The sequence below is a fragment of the Catellatospora tritici genome, assembly GCF_019083965.1.
GTDB lineage: Bacteria > Actinomycetota > Actinomycetes > Mycobacteriales > Micromonosporaceae > Catellatospora > Catellatospora tritici.
Genome location: NZ_JAHRCY010000011.1, coordinates 150,239 through 165,606, shown reverse-complemented (window position 1 = coordinate 165,606; position 15,368 = coordinate 150,239). Strand labels below are relative to the sequence as shown.

Genomic DNA, 15,368 nt, shown 5'->3' with positions numbered 1-15,368 from the left:
CGTCACCTGCCGGTACCGGCGTAGACCACGGCCTCCTCGGCGCCGCCGAGGTCGAACGCGTCGTGGACCGCGCGGACGGCCTCGTCGAGGTCGGTGTCGCGGCAGACGACGGAGATCCGGATCTCCGAGGTGGAGATGATCTCGATGTTGACGCCCGCGCGGGCCAGCGCCTCACAGAACGTCGCGGTGACACCCGGGTTGGAGCGCATACCGGCGCCGACCAGCGAGATCTTGCCGATGTGGTCGTCGTAGAGCAGGCCCTTGAAGCCGACGCGCTCCTGGACCTTCTGCAGCGCGGCCATCGCGGTGGGGCCGTCGACCTTGGGCAGCGTGAACGAGATGTCGGTGCGGCCGGAGGCCTCGGTGGAGACGTTCTGCACGATCATGTCGATGTTGATCTCGGCATCGGCCAGCGCGCGGAAGATGTTCGCGGCCTCGCCCGGCTCGTCCGGGACGGAGACGATCGTGATCTTCGCTTCGCCGCGGTCGTGGGCCACGCCGGTGATGAGTGCTTGCTCCACGGAAAGGTCCTCCATTGATCCAGTCACCAGGGTGCCGGGCTTGTTCGTGTACGACGAACGGACGTGAATCGGCATGTTGAAGCGGCGCGCGTACTCCACACAGCGCAGCACCAGCACCTTCGCCCCGCTCGCGGCCATTTCGAGCATCTCCTCGTAGGTGATCTGCTCGACCTTCTTGGCGTTGGGCACGATCCGCGGGTCGGCGCTGAACACGCCGTCCACATCGGTGTAGATCTCGCACACGTCGGCCTTGAGCGCGGCGGCCAGCGCCACCGCGGTGGTGTCCGAGCCGCCCCGGCCGAGCGTGGTGATGTCCTTGGTGTCCTGGGAGACGCCCTGGAAGCCCGCCACGATCACGATCGCGCCCTCGTCGAGAGCGCCGCGCAACCGGCCCGGCGTCACGTCGATGATGCGCGCCTTGCCGTGCGTCGACGTGGTGATCACGCCCGCCTGCGACCCCGTGTACGACCGGGCCTCGTAGCCCAGGTTGTGGATCGCCATCGCCAGCAGCGCCATCGAGATACGCTCACCCGCGGTGAGCAGCATGTCGAACTCGCGACCGGGCGGCAGGGGGCTCACCTGGTGAGCCAGGTCGATCAGCTCGTCCGTCGTGTCGCCCATCGCCGAGACGACCACGCACACGTCGTTGCCGGCCTTGCGCGTCGCCACGATCCGCTCGGCTACCCGCTTGATCCGCTCGGCGTTGGCGACCGACGAACCGCCGTACTTCTGCACCACGAGGGCCACGGTGCCGGGCTCCTCTCCACGTCAGGGCTTAGGGACGTCTCAGCTTAACCGCGCCCCCACCGGGCACCTGCGGCTCGATCCCAGCAGTCGGGCGGCCAGGCTGACGGCGTACGAGATCCTCTGCCGCACCGGCTCCCCCGCCCTCCGGACGTCCGCCGCGTTCGCGGTCCGGCCGGAAGAAATCTGGACTGTGACACCCGCCACACCGAGCGCGATACGCCGGAGAGTTGAGCCGGAAGACGACAATGGGCCGGTGCGTCGGGCTACCCTCACCCCCCTTGCCTTGATCGTCGCGAGTCTGGCCCTGTCGGGCTGCGGAGACAACGTCCCGCAGGCGACACCGAGCGCCACCGCGACGACCGTCGCCGGGCCCGTGGAGGCCACCGAGCCGCGCGCCCAGCTCGCCGGACGGGCCGCGGCCGCCAAGGACCTCAAGCAGGTCGCGACGTACACGTTCACGTCACCGAAGCGGCCGGTGCGCCGGGTCACCATCACCCGGGCGATCGACCGTTCCTGGCGGATCGACCTGCCCGGCGGTGCGAACAGCGGCCAGGTCGACATCGCGCTGGTGTGGACCGCCGGGGCGCTGCACCAGTGCGCCCTGCCCGCGGGCAACCACCCCTACTCCGGCTGCGTACGGCTGCCCGGCCCGCTGCCCACCAAGGCCGACGTGAAGCTGGAGCACCTGGTCACCGACTGGCTCGGCGTGCTCACCGACCGCCGGGCGGCCCTGGCCGTGGCCGAGGTCGACACGCTGCCCGGCGCCGCCGGCCGCTGCTACTCGGTGGAGTCGTCCGCGGCCAGCCTCAAGCTGCCCATGGACGCGGGCATCTACTGCTTCGAGTCCGACGGCACGCTGACCGCGGCACGGGTCGGCTTCGGCACGCTGATGCTGGCGGGACCGCCCGCACCCGGGCCGCAGAGTGTGCAGCTGCCCGGCCCGGTCGTCCCCGGCCAGCCGCTGCCCATCAAGGCCCCGCCGTCGCCCAGCCCGTCGGTCTCCGCCTCCGGCACCCCGAGCCCGTCCCCGAAGGCCTGAGCCGTCGGCGACGACGTCGACCGGCGCGAATTGGTGGTACCTCTGGACCGCCTCGCGCCGGTAGGCTGATTTTCCGTACGCACGGAGCAGGGAGGGTGATGATCGTGACTGTGACCATCGACCTGCCCAGCGACGGCGTGATCACACGCGCGACGTTCGAGAATCTGCCGACCCCCAACCGAGGTTGGGCGTGGGAGCTGCATGACGGAAGGCTGGAACTCGTTTACATGCCGGTCACCGTCTGGCACTGGCAGATCATCCTGATGATCCTGGAACACTGGCGCCGCGATGGGCACGAGGTCGCCGGCGAGCAGTACGTCGCGGACAGCGGCTTCGTCCGCGGTGGCAGCGGCCGCAACAACTTCGTCGCCGACGGGGTCGTCTTCGTCTCCGGTCATCGACCCAGGCCTCGCGACACGACACACGACGCGGGTGTCATCCACGTCGTCGTCGAGGCCGTCTCCGACCGCAGCGAGGAGAACGACGCCGTCGCGAAGTTCGCGGTGTACGCCGCCCTCGGCATCGAGCACTACTGGATCGTCCGCGGCGATGCCGACGCCGACCAGGTCGATGGCATGGTCACCATGCATGTCCTGCGCGACGGGGCGTACGAGGTCGGCGGGCACCGTATGGTCTCCCGGCTGGTCAGCGAGTGACGCCTGCATCCAGCAGCGCCTCACCGACGGTGGTCAGCTGGTAGAGGACCTGCCTGCGGTCGCGGCGGCGCTGCATCAGGCCCGCGTCGTGCAGCGCGCTCAGGTGCTGTGACACCGCGCCCGCGGACAGGCCGGTGAGCTGGGCCAGACCACTGGTCGTCACCGGGCCGCGGGCCAGCTCCAGCAGTCGGGCCCGCGCCGGGCCCACCACCCGGACCAGGCCGCTGCCGGAAGCCGCGAGCTGACCCTCCCACAGCGTGGCCACCGCCCGGACCGGGTACATCGCGCAGGGCGCGACGTGGTCGCCGACGTTCCACAGCACGTTGCGGTCGGCGAAGATGCTGGGCATCAGGGTCAGGCCACGGCCGCGCACGCTGAGATCGAGATTCCAGCGGTCCCGGGTGACGATCCGGTCGCCGTCCCAGCGCATGGTCGGGTGCAGCGAGTCGAACAGGCCGCGCAGGCCCGACTCGGCCAGGCACTGCCCGCGCGCCGCGATGTCGGCCTCCAGCAGCGCTCGGATACGCGGCCAGTAGGGCGCGATCGCCGCGTCGTGCCACCTGCGCATGGCTTCGACCAGCCGGGGCAGCATCGCCTCCGGGTCGGCGGCGACGGCGAGCGCGCCGTCGTGCAGCGGCCGGAGCCGGTGGATCGCGGCGATCTCGTCCCTGACCCGCTCCGGCGCAGTCGCGGCCAGCGCCGCCAGTTCCTGTTCGAAGAGATCTCCCGGCCCGGCCGGGGGCGGGGTGAGGAAGTCGGGCAGCCAGCCCCGGTTCCACATGAAGGGTGCGATGACCGCGACGTGACCGGCCAGGTCAGGCCGCCGTAGCAGCGGGCGGACCTGGCGCAGCCACGGCTGGTGCACGGCGTGCCGCCGGGGATGTTTCAGCGCCCAGAAACCCGCGAGCGTCTCCCAGACCGGCGAGCACCTGAACCGCACCTCGACGGCGTCCATCGATCCGAATCTGACCTGGCTCACCCCGTACCCCCGCTTCGATTCGGCCCAGCCTAAAAGGTTTCCGCGTCCGGGTGGAACCCGCTGGAATCGCTGCCATGGGCCTACGCGACAACCTCATCCCGCCCGCCGGTCTGACCCGGAAGCTGGCGACCCAGAACCTGCTCTTCGGCATCGGCCAGGGCACCTTCCTCACCGGCAGTGCCGTCTTCTTCACGCAAGTCGTCGGGCTGCGTCCGCACGAGATCGGCATCGGACTGTCCGCCGCCGCGGCCACCGCGCTGGTCACGTCGGTGCCGCTGAGCGCCCTCGCGGACCGGTTCGGGTCCCAGCGGATGTGGGTGAGCGGCGTCACACTCCAGGGCCTGCTCTTCGCCGTGTGGCCGCTGGCCCGCGGGTTCTGGACCTTCCTCGTGGCGATGATCGCCCTGGAACTGGTCGGCACGGTGGCCCAGGCCGGACGCAACGTGTACCTGATGGAGTCGCTCACCCCGGAGAACCGGGTGCGTACGCAGGCCTTCTCCCGCTCCTGGCTGAACGTCGGGTGGTCGCTCGGGGCGGGGCTGGCCGCGCTCGCGCTGGCGATCGACACCCTCCCGGCGTACTACTCGCTGGTGCTGGTCAACAGCGTCGTGCTGCTTGGCAACGCCGTCTTCATCAGCCGCCTGCCCGCCCCCGAGCACGCGCGTTCGGGATCGGCCCCGACGACCCGGCCTTGGGCGGTCTTCGCGGACCGGCCCTTCCTGGCGGTCACCGCCGTCTGTGCCGTGCTGGCGTCCTACATCACCATCGAGATGGAAGTCGCCCCGCTGTGGCTCCTGCAGCACACCGACGCGCCACGGTGGTGGCTGGGCGTGCTGACGGTCACGAACACCCTGATGGCCACGACAATGCAGGTCGCGATGACCAGGGGCAGTCACACCATCGGCGGTGCGGTCCGGTCCCTGCGCCTCGGCGCAGTCGCGGCGATGCTGGGCTGCCCGGTCTACCTGCTGGCCGGGGGCGCTTCGGGCATGCTGACGCTGGCGCTGCTGCTGCTCGCGACGGTGCTGCTCACCCTGTCCGAGCTATGGCAGTCGGCGGGTGCCTGGACGATGATGGCGGAGCTGCCTCCGGCGGACCAGCGCGGCGCCTACGTCGGGGCGTTCAAGATGGGTGGCTCGATGCAGAACATGCTGGCCCCGGCGGCGCTGATCTCGCTGGCGGTGAGCACCGGCGGGTGGGGCTGGCTGGCGATCTCGGGCTTGTTCGCCACGGGGGCGCTCGCGGTGGGCCCGATCGTGCTGCGGGCCACGCGCAGTCGCACCGACCTGGCCCCGGTGCCGTCGCCTGCCTGATGAGGCAGGCTCGCTCCCAGTCTTCGGGCAACCACTCCCGCAACGGCCACGCGGCGTAAGGTCGACAACCATCATGCGGTACGTCAGCCTCCTGTTTGTCTCCTGCCATAGCCGCGACGTCGCATCTCGGCCTACAACGGCTTGGTCCGCGTTGGCATTCGATCGGCCGGCGTACGACATCGTCGACTACGTGGCCGGTCCTGAGCTGTGGGATCGGTGGAACCGCATGGTCTCCCGCTTCGGCGAAGGATCCTGGCACGCAGGTCAGCGGCCATGGGACAGCGAAAGCTGCGGCCGTCCGGTGAAATGTCCGGCATGGGGGTACGCAAGAACTTGATTCCGCCTGCCGGGATCGCCCGGCGGCTGGCCACGCAGAGCCTGTTGGTGGGCATCGGCTACGGCACGTTCCTGACCGGTAGCGCCGTCTTCTTCACCAGGGTCGTCGGCCTGCGCCCGCACGAGATCGGCCTGGGCCTGTCCGCGGCGGCGGCGGCCGCGTTGCTGCTCGCTGTCCCGCTGAGCGCGCTGGCCGACCGGGTGGGGCCGCTGCTGCTGTGGGGCCGAGTAACGGCGGTGCAGGGGCTGCTGTTCGCGCTGTGGCCCCTGGTGCGGGGGTTCGTCGGCTTCATCGCGGTCATGGTGCTGCTGGAACTGGTGGCGATGGTGGCGCAGGCGGGGCGCAGCGTGTACCTGATCGAGGCGCTGGCGCCGGAGGACCGGGTGCGCACCCAGGCGTTCTCCCGCTCCTGGCTCAACGTCGGCTGGTCGCTCGGGGCCGGGCTGGCGGCGCTGGCGCTGGCGCTGGACACCCTTCCCGGGTACTACGGCATGGTGCTGGTCAACAGCGTGGTGCTGCTGGCCAACTCCTTCTTCGTCACCAGGCTGCCCGCCCTCGTGCGCCACCGGGAGCAGCGAGCGGAGCGCCCCCGGGCGAGCGAGGTCTTCCGCGACCGGCCCTACCTCGCGGTCACCGCCGTCTGCGCGGTGCTGGCCTGCTACATGACGGTCGCGATGGAGGTGGCTCCGCTGTGGCTGCTGCACAACACCGACGCGCCGCGCTGGTGGCTCGGCGTGCTGACGGTCACCAACACGCTCATGGCGACGACAATGCAGGTGGCGCTGACGCGTGGCACGCACACCCTGACCGGGGCAGTCCGCTCGCTGCGCCTGGGTGCCCTGGCCGCCACGCTGGGCTGCCCGATCTACCTGCTCGCGGGCGGCACCACCGGGTGGCCGACGATGGCGGCGATGTTCGGGGCGACGGTGCTGCTGACCATGTCCGAGCTGCTCTACTCGGCCGGGGCGTGGACGGTGATGGCCGAGCTGCCGCCGCCGGATCGGCGCGGCGCCTATCTCGGGGCGTTCCGGATGGGCACCTCGGCGCAGTCGATGATCGCCCCGGCGGGGCTGATCGCGCTGGCGGTGACCACGGGCGGTTGGGGCTGGCTCGCAATCGCGGCGATGTTCGCGGTCGGCGCGCTGGTCATCGGGCCGGTCGTGGCACGTGCGGCCGACTCGCGTCCCAATCTTCGGGCAACCACTCCCGCAGCGGCCACGGCGGCGTAAAGTCGACAACCATCATGCGGTACGTGAGCCTCCTGCTTCGCTGCCGCGACGAGGCCTAGCCGCTGCCCACTGCGCAGCAACACCGGCACCTCGTCGCGGAGTGACGGCGCGTGCCCGTTAGCCGGTTTCCGCTCAGCTCCCGGTCCCGGCATTTCTGTTGCCAGGTCAACGACATCGATCCACATCCTCGTGTGCTTGCCCACACAACCGCGTCGGATCGCGCGACCCGCATGACTTTCAAGGAGCATGGAACCCATGTCTGCTGCAGCTCAGCGCCCCAGCAAGATGCCCTTCCAGCGTTATCGCGGCTACCACGAGCAGTTCCGCGTAGACGTTGCCGACCGGACCTGGCCCACCCGCCGCGTCGAGGCCGCCCCGCAGTGGTGCGCGGTGGACCTGCGCGACGGCAACCAGGCCCTGATCGACCCGATGTCCCCCGACCGTAAGCGCCGCATGTTCGAGCTGCTGGTCAAGATGGGATACAAGGAGATCGAGGTCGGTTTCCCGGCGGCCAGCGAGACCGACTTCTCGTTCGTGCGGCAGCTCATCGAGGAGCAGCTGATTCCGGACGACGTGACGATCCAGGTCCTGGTGCAGTGCCGGGAGCACCTGATCGAGCGGACGTTCGAGAGCCTGCGCGGGGCCAGGCGCGCGATCGTGCACTTCTACAACTCGACCTCCACGCTGCAGCGCGAGGTGGTGTTCGGGCTGGACACCGACGGCATCACCGCGATCGCCACCGACGGCGCCCGGCTGTGCCAGAAGTACGCCGAGATGATCACCCCGGACACCGAGATCCGCTACGAGTACTCGCCCGAGTCGTACACCGGCACGGAGCTGGAGTACGCGCTGGAGGTGTGCTCAGCGGTGATCGAGGTCATCGACCCGACGCCCGAGCGCCCGCTGATCATCAACCTGCCCGCCACGGTCGAGATGGCCACCCCCAACGTGTACGCCGACTCGATCGAGTGGATGCACCGGCGCCTGCCGCGCCGTGACTCGGTCATCCTGAGCCTGCACCCGCACAACGACCGGGGCACCGGCGTGGCCGCCGCCGAGCTGGGCCTGCTGGCCGGGGCGGACCGGATCGAGGGCTGCCTGTTCGGCAACGGCGAGCGCACCGGCAACGTCGACCTGGTCACGCTGGGCCTGAACCTGTTCAGCCAGGGTATCGACCCGAAGATCGACTTCACCGGCATCGACGAGATCAAGCGCGCCGTGGAGTACTGCAACCAGCTGCCGGTGCACGAGCGGCACCCGTACGCGGGCGACCTGGTCTACACGGCGTTCTCCGGCTCGCACCAGGACGCGATCAAGAAGGGCCTGGACGCGCACGCCCGCAAGGCGGAGCAGGCCGGGGTTCCCGTCAAGGACTTCGAGTGGGGCGTGCCCTACCTGCCGATCGACCCGAAGGACCTGGGGCGCTCGTACGAGGCCGTCATCCGGGTCAACTCGCAGTCGGGCAAGGGCGGCGTCGCGTACATCATGAAGTCCGAGCACCAGCTGGACCTGCCGCGCCGCCTGCAGATCGAGTTCTCCGGCGTGGTCCAGCGCCGCACCGACGACGCCGGCGGCGAGGTCACCCCCGCCGAGATGTACTCGATCTTCGCCGACGAGTACCTGACCGACCGCCGCCTGGCGGTGCGCTCGTACTCGGTGGCGACCGTGGACGGCAAGGTCGAGCTGGTCGCCGAGGCGGACCTCGACGGCGACGCCTGTCGCCTGACCGGGGTGGGCAACGGCCCGATCGACGCGTTCATCCACGCGCTGTCCGACCACAACGTGAGCGTGCGGGTGCTGGACTACGCCGAGCACGCGCTGACCAGCGGCGGTGACGCCCAGGCGGCCGCGTACGTCGAGTGCGACGTGGACGGCGAGACCCGCTGGGGCATCGGCGTCGACGCCAACATCGTCACCGCCTCGCTGAAGGCGGTCGCGAGCGCGGTCAACCGCTGACGATCACGCGGAGGGGCACCTGCCGAACTCGGGCAGGTGCTCCTCTTTCTGTCTGCGCACCTCGGCACGGCTCAGCGGCACGTGCGGGCAGACGAACAGGGCCAGCCCCGCCGCGACGACCAGCACCCCGGCCGCCCACAGCGCGGCCTGCCGATAGCCGGCGGTCATCGGCCCCGCCTGCTCGTACTGGTCGCCGGTGAGCCCGACCAGCAGCGGCAGCACCGCCACGGCCAGCAGCGATCCGGCCCGCGCGGCGGCGTTGTTGACGCCGCTGGCCACCCCGGCGTGGCGCACCGCGACCGCGGCCAGCACCGCCGCGGTCAGTGGGGCGACGAACAGGGTCAGTCCGACGCCGAAGGCCAGCACTCCGGGCAGGATTCCGGTCCAGTAGTCGGTGCCCGGACCGACCTCACGCAGCAGCAGGATGCCGATCGCGCAACAGATCGGACCGGTGGTGAGCTGCAGCTTCGGCCCGATCTTCGTGGCCAGGGCGCCGGAGCGCTCGGCGAAGGCGAACATCAGCAGCGTCATCGGCAGGGTGGACAGGCCCGCCTGCAGCGCGTCGTACCCGACGACGTTCTGCAGGAAGATGACCAGCAGGAACAGGAAGCCGCCGAACGCGCCGTACACCAGCAGGGTGTAGAGGTTCAGCACCGAGAAGGCGCGCGAGTCGAACAGCTGGAGCGGCAGCATCGCGCGCGGCCCGCAGTGACGCTCGCGCAGCAGGAACGACACCGCCCCGAGCACCGCCACGACCAGCCCACCGAGCACCGCGACCGAGGCGAACCCCTGCTCCGGCCAGGCGATCAGCGCGTAGGTCAGCCCGGCCAGGCCCAGCGCCCCGAGCAGGCCCCCGGCGAGGTCGAAGTGATGGTCGACCTCGGGCGACCGACTCTCGGGCACGTAGCGGTGCGCGAGCAGCACCGCCACCGCCGCCAACGGCACGTTGATCAGGAAGATCCAGCGCCACGACGCCTGGTCGATGAGCACGCCGCCGACGAACGGCCCGAGCGCGGTGGTGACCCCGGCCAGGCCGGACCACGCCCCGATCGCGCGGGCCCGGTCGTCCTTGGTGAACGACGCCTGCAGCAGCGCCAGCGAGCCGGGGGTGAGCAGCGCGGCCCCGACGCCCTGCACGATCCGGGCCACGATCAGCAGTTCGACGTTGGGGGCGAAGCCGCAGGCCACCGAGGCCACGGTGAACCAGACGACGCCGACGACGAACATCCGCCGCCGTCCCCAGTGGTCACCCAGCGCCCCGCCGAGCAGCACGAACGCCGCCAGCGTCAGCGTGTATCCGCTGACCACCCACTGCAGCTGCGCCAGGGTGGCCCCGAGGTCGCGGCCGAGCGACGGCAGCGCGACGTTGACGACGGTCGAGTCGAGAAACGCCATACCGGAGGCGAGCACCGCCGCGGCCAGCGTGCCCTTGCCCGCGCGGCTGCGCAACGTCAGTCCGGCACCGTCCACCCGGCCCATTCTCGTCGCCGTCGCGCCGAACGCACGCTGAAACCGGACACCTGCGTAGACGTCTTCCGTGTAGTTGCGACCGCACGGATCAGCCGTAGGGTTAGCACGTGCGTTCCCCCAAACCTCTCAGATGGACCGGTATCTCCCTACTCTTGACCGCCGTGCTGTTCACCGCCGCCTGCGACCCCGAGGCGGGCAACACGGGCTCGTCGGGCAGCAAAGACGGCGCCCGGCCGCCCGCGGCCGCCGGTGACGGCACCACCGCGGCGGCCTCGCTGAAGACCCTCAAGGTCGCCGAGGCCCGGCCGATGACCGGCTACAGCCGCGACCGGTTCCCGCACTGGAAGAAGGCGGGCAGCAACTGCGACGTCCGCGACACCGTGCTGGCCCGCGACGGCAAGAACATCAAACTGGACGGCTGCAACGTCACCGGCGGCAGCTGGCACAGCGTCTACGACGGCGCCGACACCACCGACCCGCTGAAGGTCGACATCGACCACATGGTGCCGCTGGCGGCGGCGTGGCGTTCCGGGGCCGACTCGTGGACCGACGACAAGCGCTCCGACTTCGCCAACGACCTGACCCGGCCGCAGCTGTTCGCGGTCTCGGCCAGCAGCAACCGGTCCAAGGGTGACCAGGACCCGTCGACGTGGAAGCCGCCGTCGCGCGACTTCTGGTGCACCTACGCCGTTGATTGGATCACGGTGAAGACGTACTGGAAGCTCACCGTGACCTCGGCCGAGAAGGCCGCACTGAGCGACATGCTGGAGTCCTGCGTATGAGCACCTTGACCACGAACATCGTCGCCGGTCCGGGCGGAGTCATGACCGATGAGGTGGGCGTGGTCACCGGCGAGCTGACCCTCGCCAGCGAGCTGGGCGCCGACGGGCTGGCCCGGCTGAAGGTGCAGTACCTGGGCGCGGGTGAGTGGTACACGGTGACCGGAGCGACCGTGCCGGTCACCGATCCCGTGGCCGCGCTGCACGCGCAGGCGGTCGGGATCCTCAACCGCCCCGAGGGCTGACAGAACGACGAAGGCCGCCCGGTGCACCCGGGCGGCCTTCGTCGTGTCGCGACTCAGCGGTGGTGGCGGCGGCGGTGGTGCCAGGCGAGCATCATCGAGGCCACCAGGATCAGAAAACCGATCACCGCGTACGTGCCGATGCCGAGCACCTCCTCGGCCTCGTCGTACTCCGGCTCGGCCTTGGCCAGCACCACCCGGTCCGGCTGCGCCGCCGCCAGCGGTTCCGCCTCGGCCTGGGCGACGGGCGCGTCGACCGGGCTGGGCTTGGCCGACGGGTGGTGGGCGGGCGACGGCGAGGCCGACGGGTGGTGTCCGGGCACGGACCGGGTGCAGTCGCCGGTCTCGTGGACGCAGATCGCGAAGCTGGCGTAGTTGTCGGTGACGAGGCGGTCGTACGCGCCGTCCACGGTCATCGCCACGTGCGGCTCGCCGGGGTGTGCGCTGGTCAGCTTCTCGGTGAAGGTGACCTTGCGGGTGCCGCCGGGCGCCAGGGCCTCGATCAGGCAGCCGTCGCCGTCGGGCAGCGGGCAGTCCGTCCAGCTCGGATCGGCGAAGCCGGTCCCGCCGGGCTTGCCGATGCGCAGCACGCCGGGCACGGGCCCGGAGTTGCGGTAGGTGACCGTGAACGCGCCGGTCTCGCCGACGCGCAGGTAGGTAGGGGCGCTGGCGGCCGTCGCGGAGATGTCCGTGTACGGCGGTGACGTGACCTCGATCGGCACGGTGGTGATCGGCGCGGTGCCCGTCGCGGCGTGCGCGGTGACGGTGACGTTGCCCGCCGCCCCGAGCGGGGCGTTCTTGCGGGCGCGCAGCGAGATCCGCGCGGTGATGCCGCTGCCCGGGGTGATCCGGTCGACCGAGCAGGTGGCCGAGGTCTTGTCCTTGTTGCACCAGTCGGCGCCGACCAGCTCCACCCGGCCCGACAGCGCGCCGCCCAGGCGCACCTTGAGCGTGACCTTGCTCAGGTCCTGCTCGCCGCTGTTGTCCAGCTTCACCAGCAGCTCGGTGCCGCCCATCTCGTTGGCCACCGCCTTGTCGGGGACCGTGACGGCCAGGCTGCTGTCAGCGGCGGCGGCGGGCAGCGCACCGGCTCCGGCCAGCACGAACGTGGTTCCCAACAGGACTGGACTCAGTGCGCGGAGCATCGCGGACCCCCAACGAGCACGGAACGTGGCAAGCTGGCAGGCTACCTTATGTCCATAAAAGTCCGATTGCCCTGACACGCGGGCGCGCCGTACCTGGCACAGGCTCGACGGCTCGCTTCAGAGGAAGAGCGCCTCCGCGTAGTGCTCGTCGGTCAGCGGGCTGGGCACGATGCCCACCAGGTCCTGCACGGTGACCAAGGTGGTCGGGCCGTGCACCAGCGGCACCGCGGGCAGCTTCTGCATCAGGCTGGCGTTGAGCGCCCGGTACAGGTCGGGTCGGCGCAGCCAGCTCGCCCCGTCAGCCTCCTTGAGCGCCCCGAACAGGTCGGCGTCGGTGAACCCGAACTCGGCCGAACGCTTGTCGAACAGGCTGCCCAGGAACGTGTACGCGTCCCCGATGTCGCCCTCCCAGCCGAACAGGTGCAGGTCGTGCGCGCTGCCCTTGGTCACCGTGTTCAGGTAGGCCGGGTTCCACGGCAGCGCCGTCGGCTGCACCGTGATGCCGACCGCCTTCAGGTCCTCGGTGATCAGCTCCACGATCTTCTTCGGGTCCGGCAGGTAGTCGCGGTAGATGTTGGTCGGGTAGTGCAGCCGCAGGGTCAGCCCGTTCGGGTAGCCCGCCCGCTCCAGCAGCACCTTCGCCTGCTGCGGGTTGGCCTTGTAGTCGTTGACGTCGGGGTTGAACCCGGCGGCGCTGTCGGGCTGGAAGTTCAGCGCCACCTTCGCCCCGGGCGGGAACACCTCGTCCACGATGCGCTGCCGGTTCACCGCGTACGCGATCGCCTGCCGCACTTCGGGCTTGGCCAGCGCCGGGTTGCCCGCCTGGTTGATGCCCAGGTAGAGCACGTTGTACGGCGGCCGCGGCAGCAGCTTGTACCCCTTCTCCCCCAGCTCCTTCATATCCGCCGGGTTGACCAGGTCGTAGCCCTGCACCGAGCCGTCGAGCAGCGCCTGCTTGCGCTGGTTGGCCTCGATCGCCTGGAAGACCAGGTTCTTGATCTTCGCCTTGGTCCCGTGGTAGCCCTCGAAGGCCTCCATGGTGATCCGGCGCGCCTTCCGGTCCCACGACACCAGCCGATACGGCCCCGTGCCGACCGGGTGCTCGGCGTATGCCGGGTAGCCGGTGCCGCCCTTGAAGTTGTCCGCCTGGTACTTCTGCAGCGCCGCCGGGCTGGAGATGGCGAACGCGGGCACCGCCAGCGCGGCCGGGAACCTGCTGCTCGCCTTGGTCAGCGTCAGCACCGCCGTGTTGGCGTCGGTCGCCGTGCACGACTTGAACAGGCTCGCGGGCAGGCGGCTCGACCTGTTCTGGGCGAACCCCCCGAACACCAGCTGCCAGTACGCCGAGACGTCGGCGTTCTGCAGCAGCCCGGTGAAGTGGTACCAGCGGTCGAAGTTGGCGCAGACCGCGGCGGCGTCGAAGTCGGTGCCATCGTGGAACTTCACCCCCCGCTTGAGCAGGAACGTCCACACCGTGCCGGTGGGGTCGGCGGTGAAGCTCTCGGCCAGGCCGGGCATGACCCGGGCCGTGCCCGGCTGGATCTGCACCAGCGTCTCCAGCACCTGCCGGGCCACCCGCAGCGACTCGGCGTCGGGCGCCAGCGCCGGGTCGAGCGACTGCGCCTGCCCCACCCCGAACACCAGCGTGTCCTTGGTGCTGAAGGTGGGCAGCCCCGCCACGCCCGGCGGGGGCAGCGGGTTGCTGTTGTCATCGGTGCAGCTCGTCGCGAGCAGCGTCGCGAGCACGAGGAAGATCGACCAGACCCGGCGCCGGGGCGTACGCATGACGCGACCATAACGGCCGTCGATGGAGTGCGCTACCTCCGGTAGCGGAGGTGATATCGAACCGTTGTCCCTCAGCGGTCCCGACCAGGCCGGAAGGTGCGCGCCACCTGCACCGACGCGACCACCACCACCGTGAACACCAACCCGAACGCCAGCATCGCGGGCAGCCCTTCGGCCGGACCCCGCACCGCCATCGGCTCGAGGTCCGGAGCGGCCACCGCGTGCTCCGACGCGGCCGGGGCGGCACCAGTGCCTGTCCCCGAGGGGGTGCCCGGTTCGGCGGGGGCGGGTGCGGCGCTGGTGGTGGCGGTGGCGGTGGCCTGCGGCTTCGGCGAGGCGGCACCACCACTCGGGGCGGCCTGCACGCCGTAGCGACGGCCGTTGGTGCAGTAGCCGCCGCGCACGCAGACGTCCAGCAGGCCCGCGTTGGCCGTGTTCGGGTCGGCGGTCGAGGTCCGCACCCCGTACGTCCCGCTGGGATCCTTGCCCGTGATCTTGATTTTGGCGACGACTGCCAGCGACTTGCCCGCCGTCAGCGTCGGCAGCATGCAACCGCCTTCCTCCAGCGTCCCGGGGCAGGCGGCGAATCCCTGGAAATCCAGTCCGTCGGCCTCATAGACGAAGACCGTGGGGCGGTAGGAGGAGTCCGGGCCCGCGTTGTGCACGACGATGGTGACCGGCACGGTCTGGCCGACCGAGCCCACCTGCCGGTCCGAGGTCGTCTGGATGTCGGCCAACTGGGGCCGGATCACCTGCAGGCCGACCTTGATCGGGGTCGAGCCCGGAGCCGTCACGGTCACCTGGCCCGCAGGTCCCTTACCGGCACCCTGGTGCGCCTGCACGACGAGCTGGAACTGGGCGAAATCCCCGGCCGCGACGCTGGTCCGGCAGGTGAACACCTTTCCGGCACGGGCGCAGTCCTGCAGCATGTGCATGACCTCGACGCTGCTCGACACCTGCGAGGCGTCCACCACGACCGCGGCGTCGCGGATGGCGGCGCCGGTGTGGTTGTCGGCGACGATGCCGACCACGGACACCTCGTACTCGTTGATCTCGACCGTGCCGCGCATGGCGGAGAGGGTGAGCGCGCCCGCGCCGCTCGCCGCCGCCGGGGCGAGCGCGCCCAGCAGCAGGGCGCCCAGGAGCGCGCCGATCGTCCGCAGTCGCATG

At 70.6% G+C, this 15,368-nt stretch carries 13 protein-coding genes; 7 read left to right on the top strand and 6 right to left on the bottom strand.

Translation table 11 applies throughout. The features are described 5' to 3' along the window. Positions 1 to 2: 2 nt before the first annotated feature. Positions 3 to 1,268, bottom strand: a complete 1,266-nt coding sequence (locus KUA19_RS24945; protein ID WP_217399552.1) for an aspartate kinase — start codon at positions 1,266 to 1,268, stop codon at positions 3 to 5. A 283-nt stretch (positions 1,269 to 1,551) separates the two neighbouring features. On the opposite strand from KUA19_RS24945, the gene KUA19_RS24940 reads away from it, so the two are divergent. After that, positions 1,552 to 2,307: a hypothetical protein gene (locus tag KUA19_RS24940; protein WP_217399550.1), complete on the top strand. Its 756-nt coding sequence runs from the start codon at positions 1,552 to 1,554 to the stop codon at positions 2,305 to 2,307. A gap of 104 nt (positions 2,308 to 2,411) precedes the next feature. After that, the gene (locus KUA19_RS24935; RefSeq protein WP_217399548.1) at positions 2,412 to 2,963 is read left to right on the top strand and encodes a Uma2 family endonuclease; all 552 of its coding nucleotides are present in this window, start codon (positions 2,412 to 2,414) and stop codon (positions 2,961 to 2,963) included. Here KUA19_RS24935 and KUA19_RS44045 read toward each other — a convergent pair. Further along, the gene (locus KUA19_RS44045; protein ID WP_217399546.1) at positions 2,953 to 3,918 is read right to left on the bottom strand and encodes an ArsR/SmtB family transcription factor; all 966 of its coding nucleotides are present in this window, start codon (positions 3,916 to 3,918) and stop codon (positions 2,953 to 2,955) included. The two genes, KUA19_RS24935 and KUA19_RS44045, sit on opposite strands and share 11 nt — an antisense overlap. 98 nt (positions 3,919 to 4,016) lie before the next feature. Between KUA19_RS44045 and KUA19_RS24925 the strand changes: the two genes are divergently transcribed. From KUA19_RS24925 to leuA, 3 genes are all read left to right on the top strand, one after another. Then, positions 4,017 to 5,255, top strand: a complete 1,239-nt coding sequence (locus KUA19_RS24925; protein WP_217399544.1) for an MFS transporter — start codon at positions 4,017 to 4,019, stop codon at positions 5,253 to 5,255. Positions 5,256 to 5,528: 273 nt separating this feature from the next. Continuing rightward, complete coding sequence (locus KUA19_RS24920) at positions 5,529 to 6,821, top strand: MFS transporter (RefSeq protein WP_217399542.1); 1,293 nt, start codon at positions 5,529 to 5,531, stop codon at positions 6,819 to 6,821. Positions 6,822 to 7,076: 255 nt separating this feature from the next. Continuing rightward, a complete protein-coding gene (gene leuA, locus KUA19_RS24915) occupies positions 7,077 to 8,777 on the top strand; it encodes a 2-isopropylmalate synthase (RefSeq protein WP_217399540.1) in 1,701 nt (566 codons plus the stop codon). 3 nt (positions 8,778 to 8,780) lie between these two features. Here the strand turns inward: leuA and KUA19_RS24910 are convergent, their stop codons facing one another. Beyond that, positions 8,781 to 10,247 carry an MFS transporter gene (locus tag KUA19_RS24910; protein WP_308167622.1) on the bottom strand — a complete coding sequence of 489 codons (1,467 nt, stop codon included), beginning with the start codon at positions 10,245 to 10,247 and terminating at the stop codon, positions 8,781 to 8,783. A 152-nt stretch (positions 10,248 to 10,399) separates the two neighbouring features. On the opposite strand from KUA19_RS24910, the gene KUA19_RS24905 reads away from it, so the two are divergent. Then, entirely contained in the window at positions 10,400 to 11,029 is a 630-nt protein-coding gene (locus KUA19_RS24905; RefSeq protein ID WP_254550052.1) for an HNH endonuclease family protein, read from the top strand. Further along, positions 11,026 to 11,271 (top strand): hypothetical protein, encoded by a 246-nt coding sequence (locus KUA19_RS24900; protein ID WP_217399536.1) that lies wholly within the window; start codon positions 11,026 to 11,028, stop codon positions 11,269 to 11,271. Before KUA19_RS24905 ends, KUA19_RS24900 begins: the two co-directional genes overlap by 4 nt. Positions 11,272 to 11,324: 53 nt before the next feature. On the opposite strand, the gene KUA19_RS24895 is transcribed toward KUA19_RS24900, so the two are convergent. From KUA19_RS24895 to KUA19_RS24885, 3 genes are all read right to left on the bottom strand, one after another. After that, positions 11,325 to 12,413: a COG1361 family protein gene (locus KUA19_RS24895; protein ID WP_217399534.1), complete on the bottom strand. Its 1,089-nt coding sequence runs from the start codon at positions 12,411 to 12,413 to the stop codon at positions 11,325 to 11,327. 117 nt (positions 12,414 to 12,530) lie between these two features. Further along, positions 12,531 to 14,198, bottom strand: coding sequence for an ABC transporter substrate-binding protein (locus KUA19_RS24890; RefSeq protein ID WP_217399532.1), 1,668 nt, complete (start codon positions 14,196 to 14,198; stop codon positions 12,531 to 12,533). A 71-nt stretch (positions 14,199 to 14,269) separates the two neighbouring features. Continuing rightward, complete coding sequence (locus KUA19_RS24885) at positions 14,270 to 15,367, bottom strand: DUF11 domain-containing protein (RefSeq protein WP_217399530.1); 1,098 nt, start codon at positions 15,365 to 15,367, stop codon at positions 14,270 to 14,272. Position 15,368: the final 1 nt, after the last annotated feature.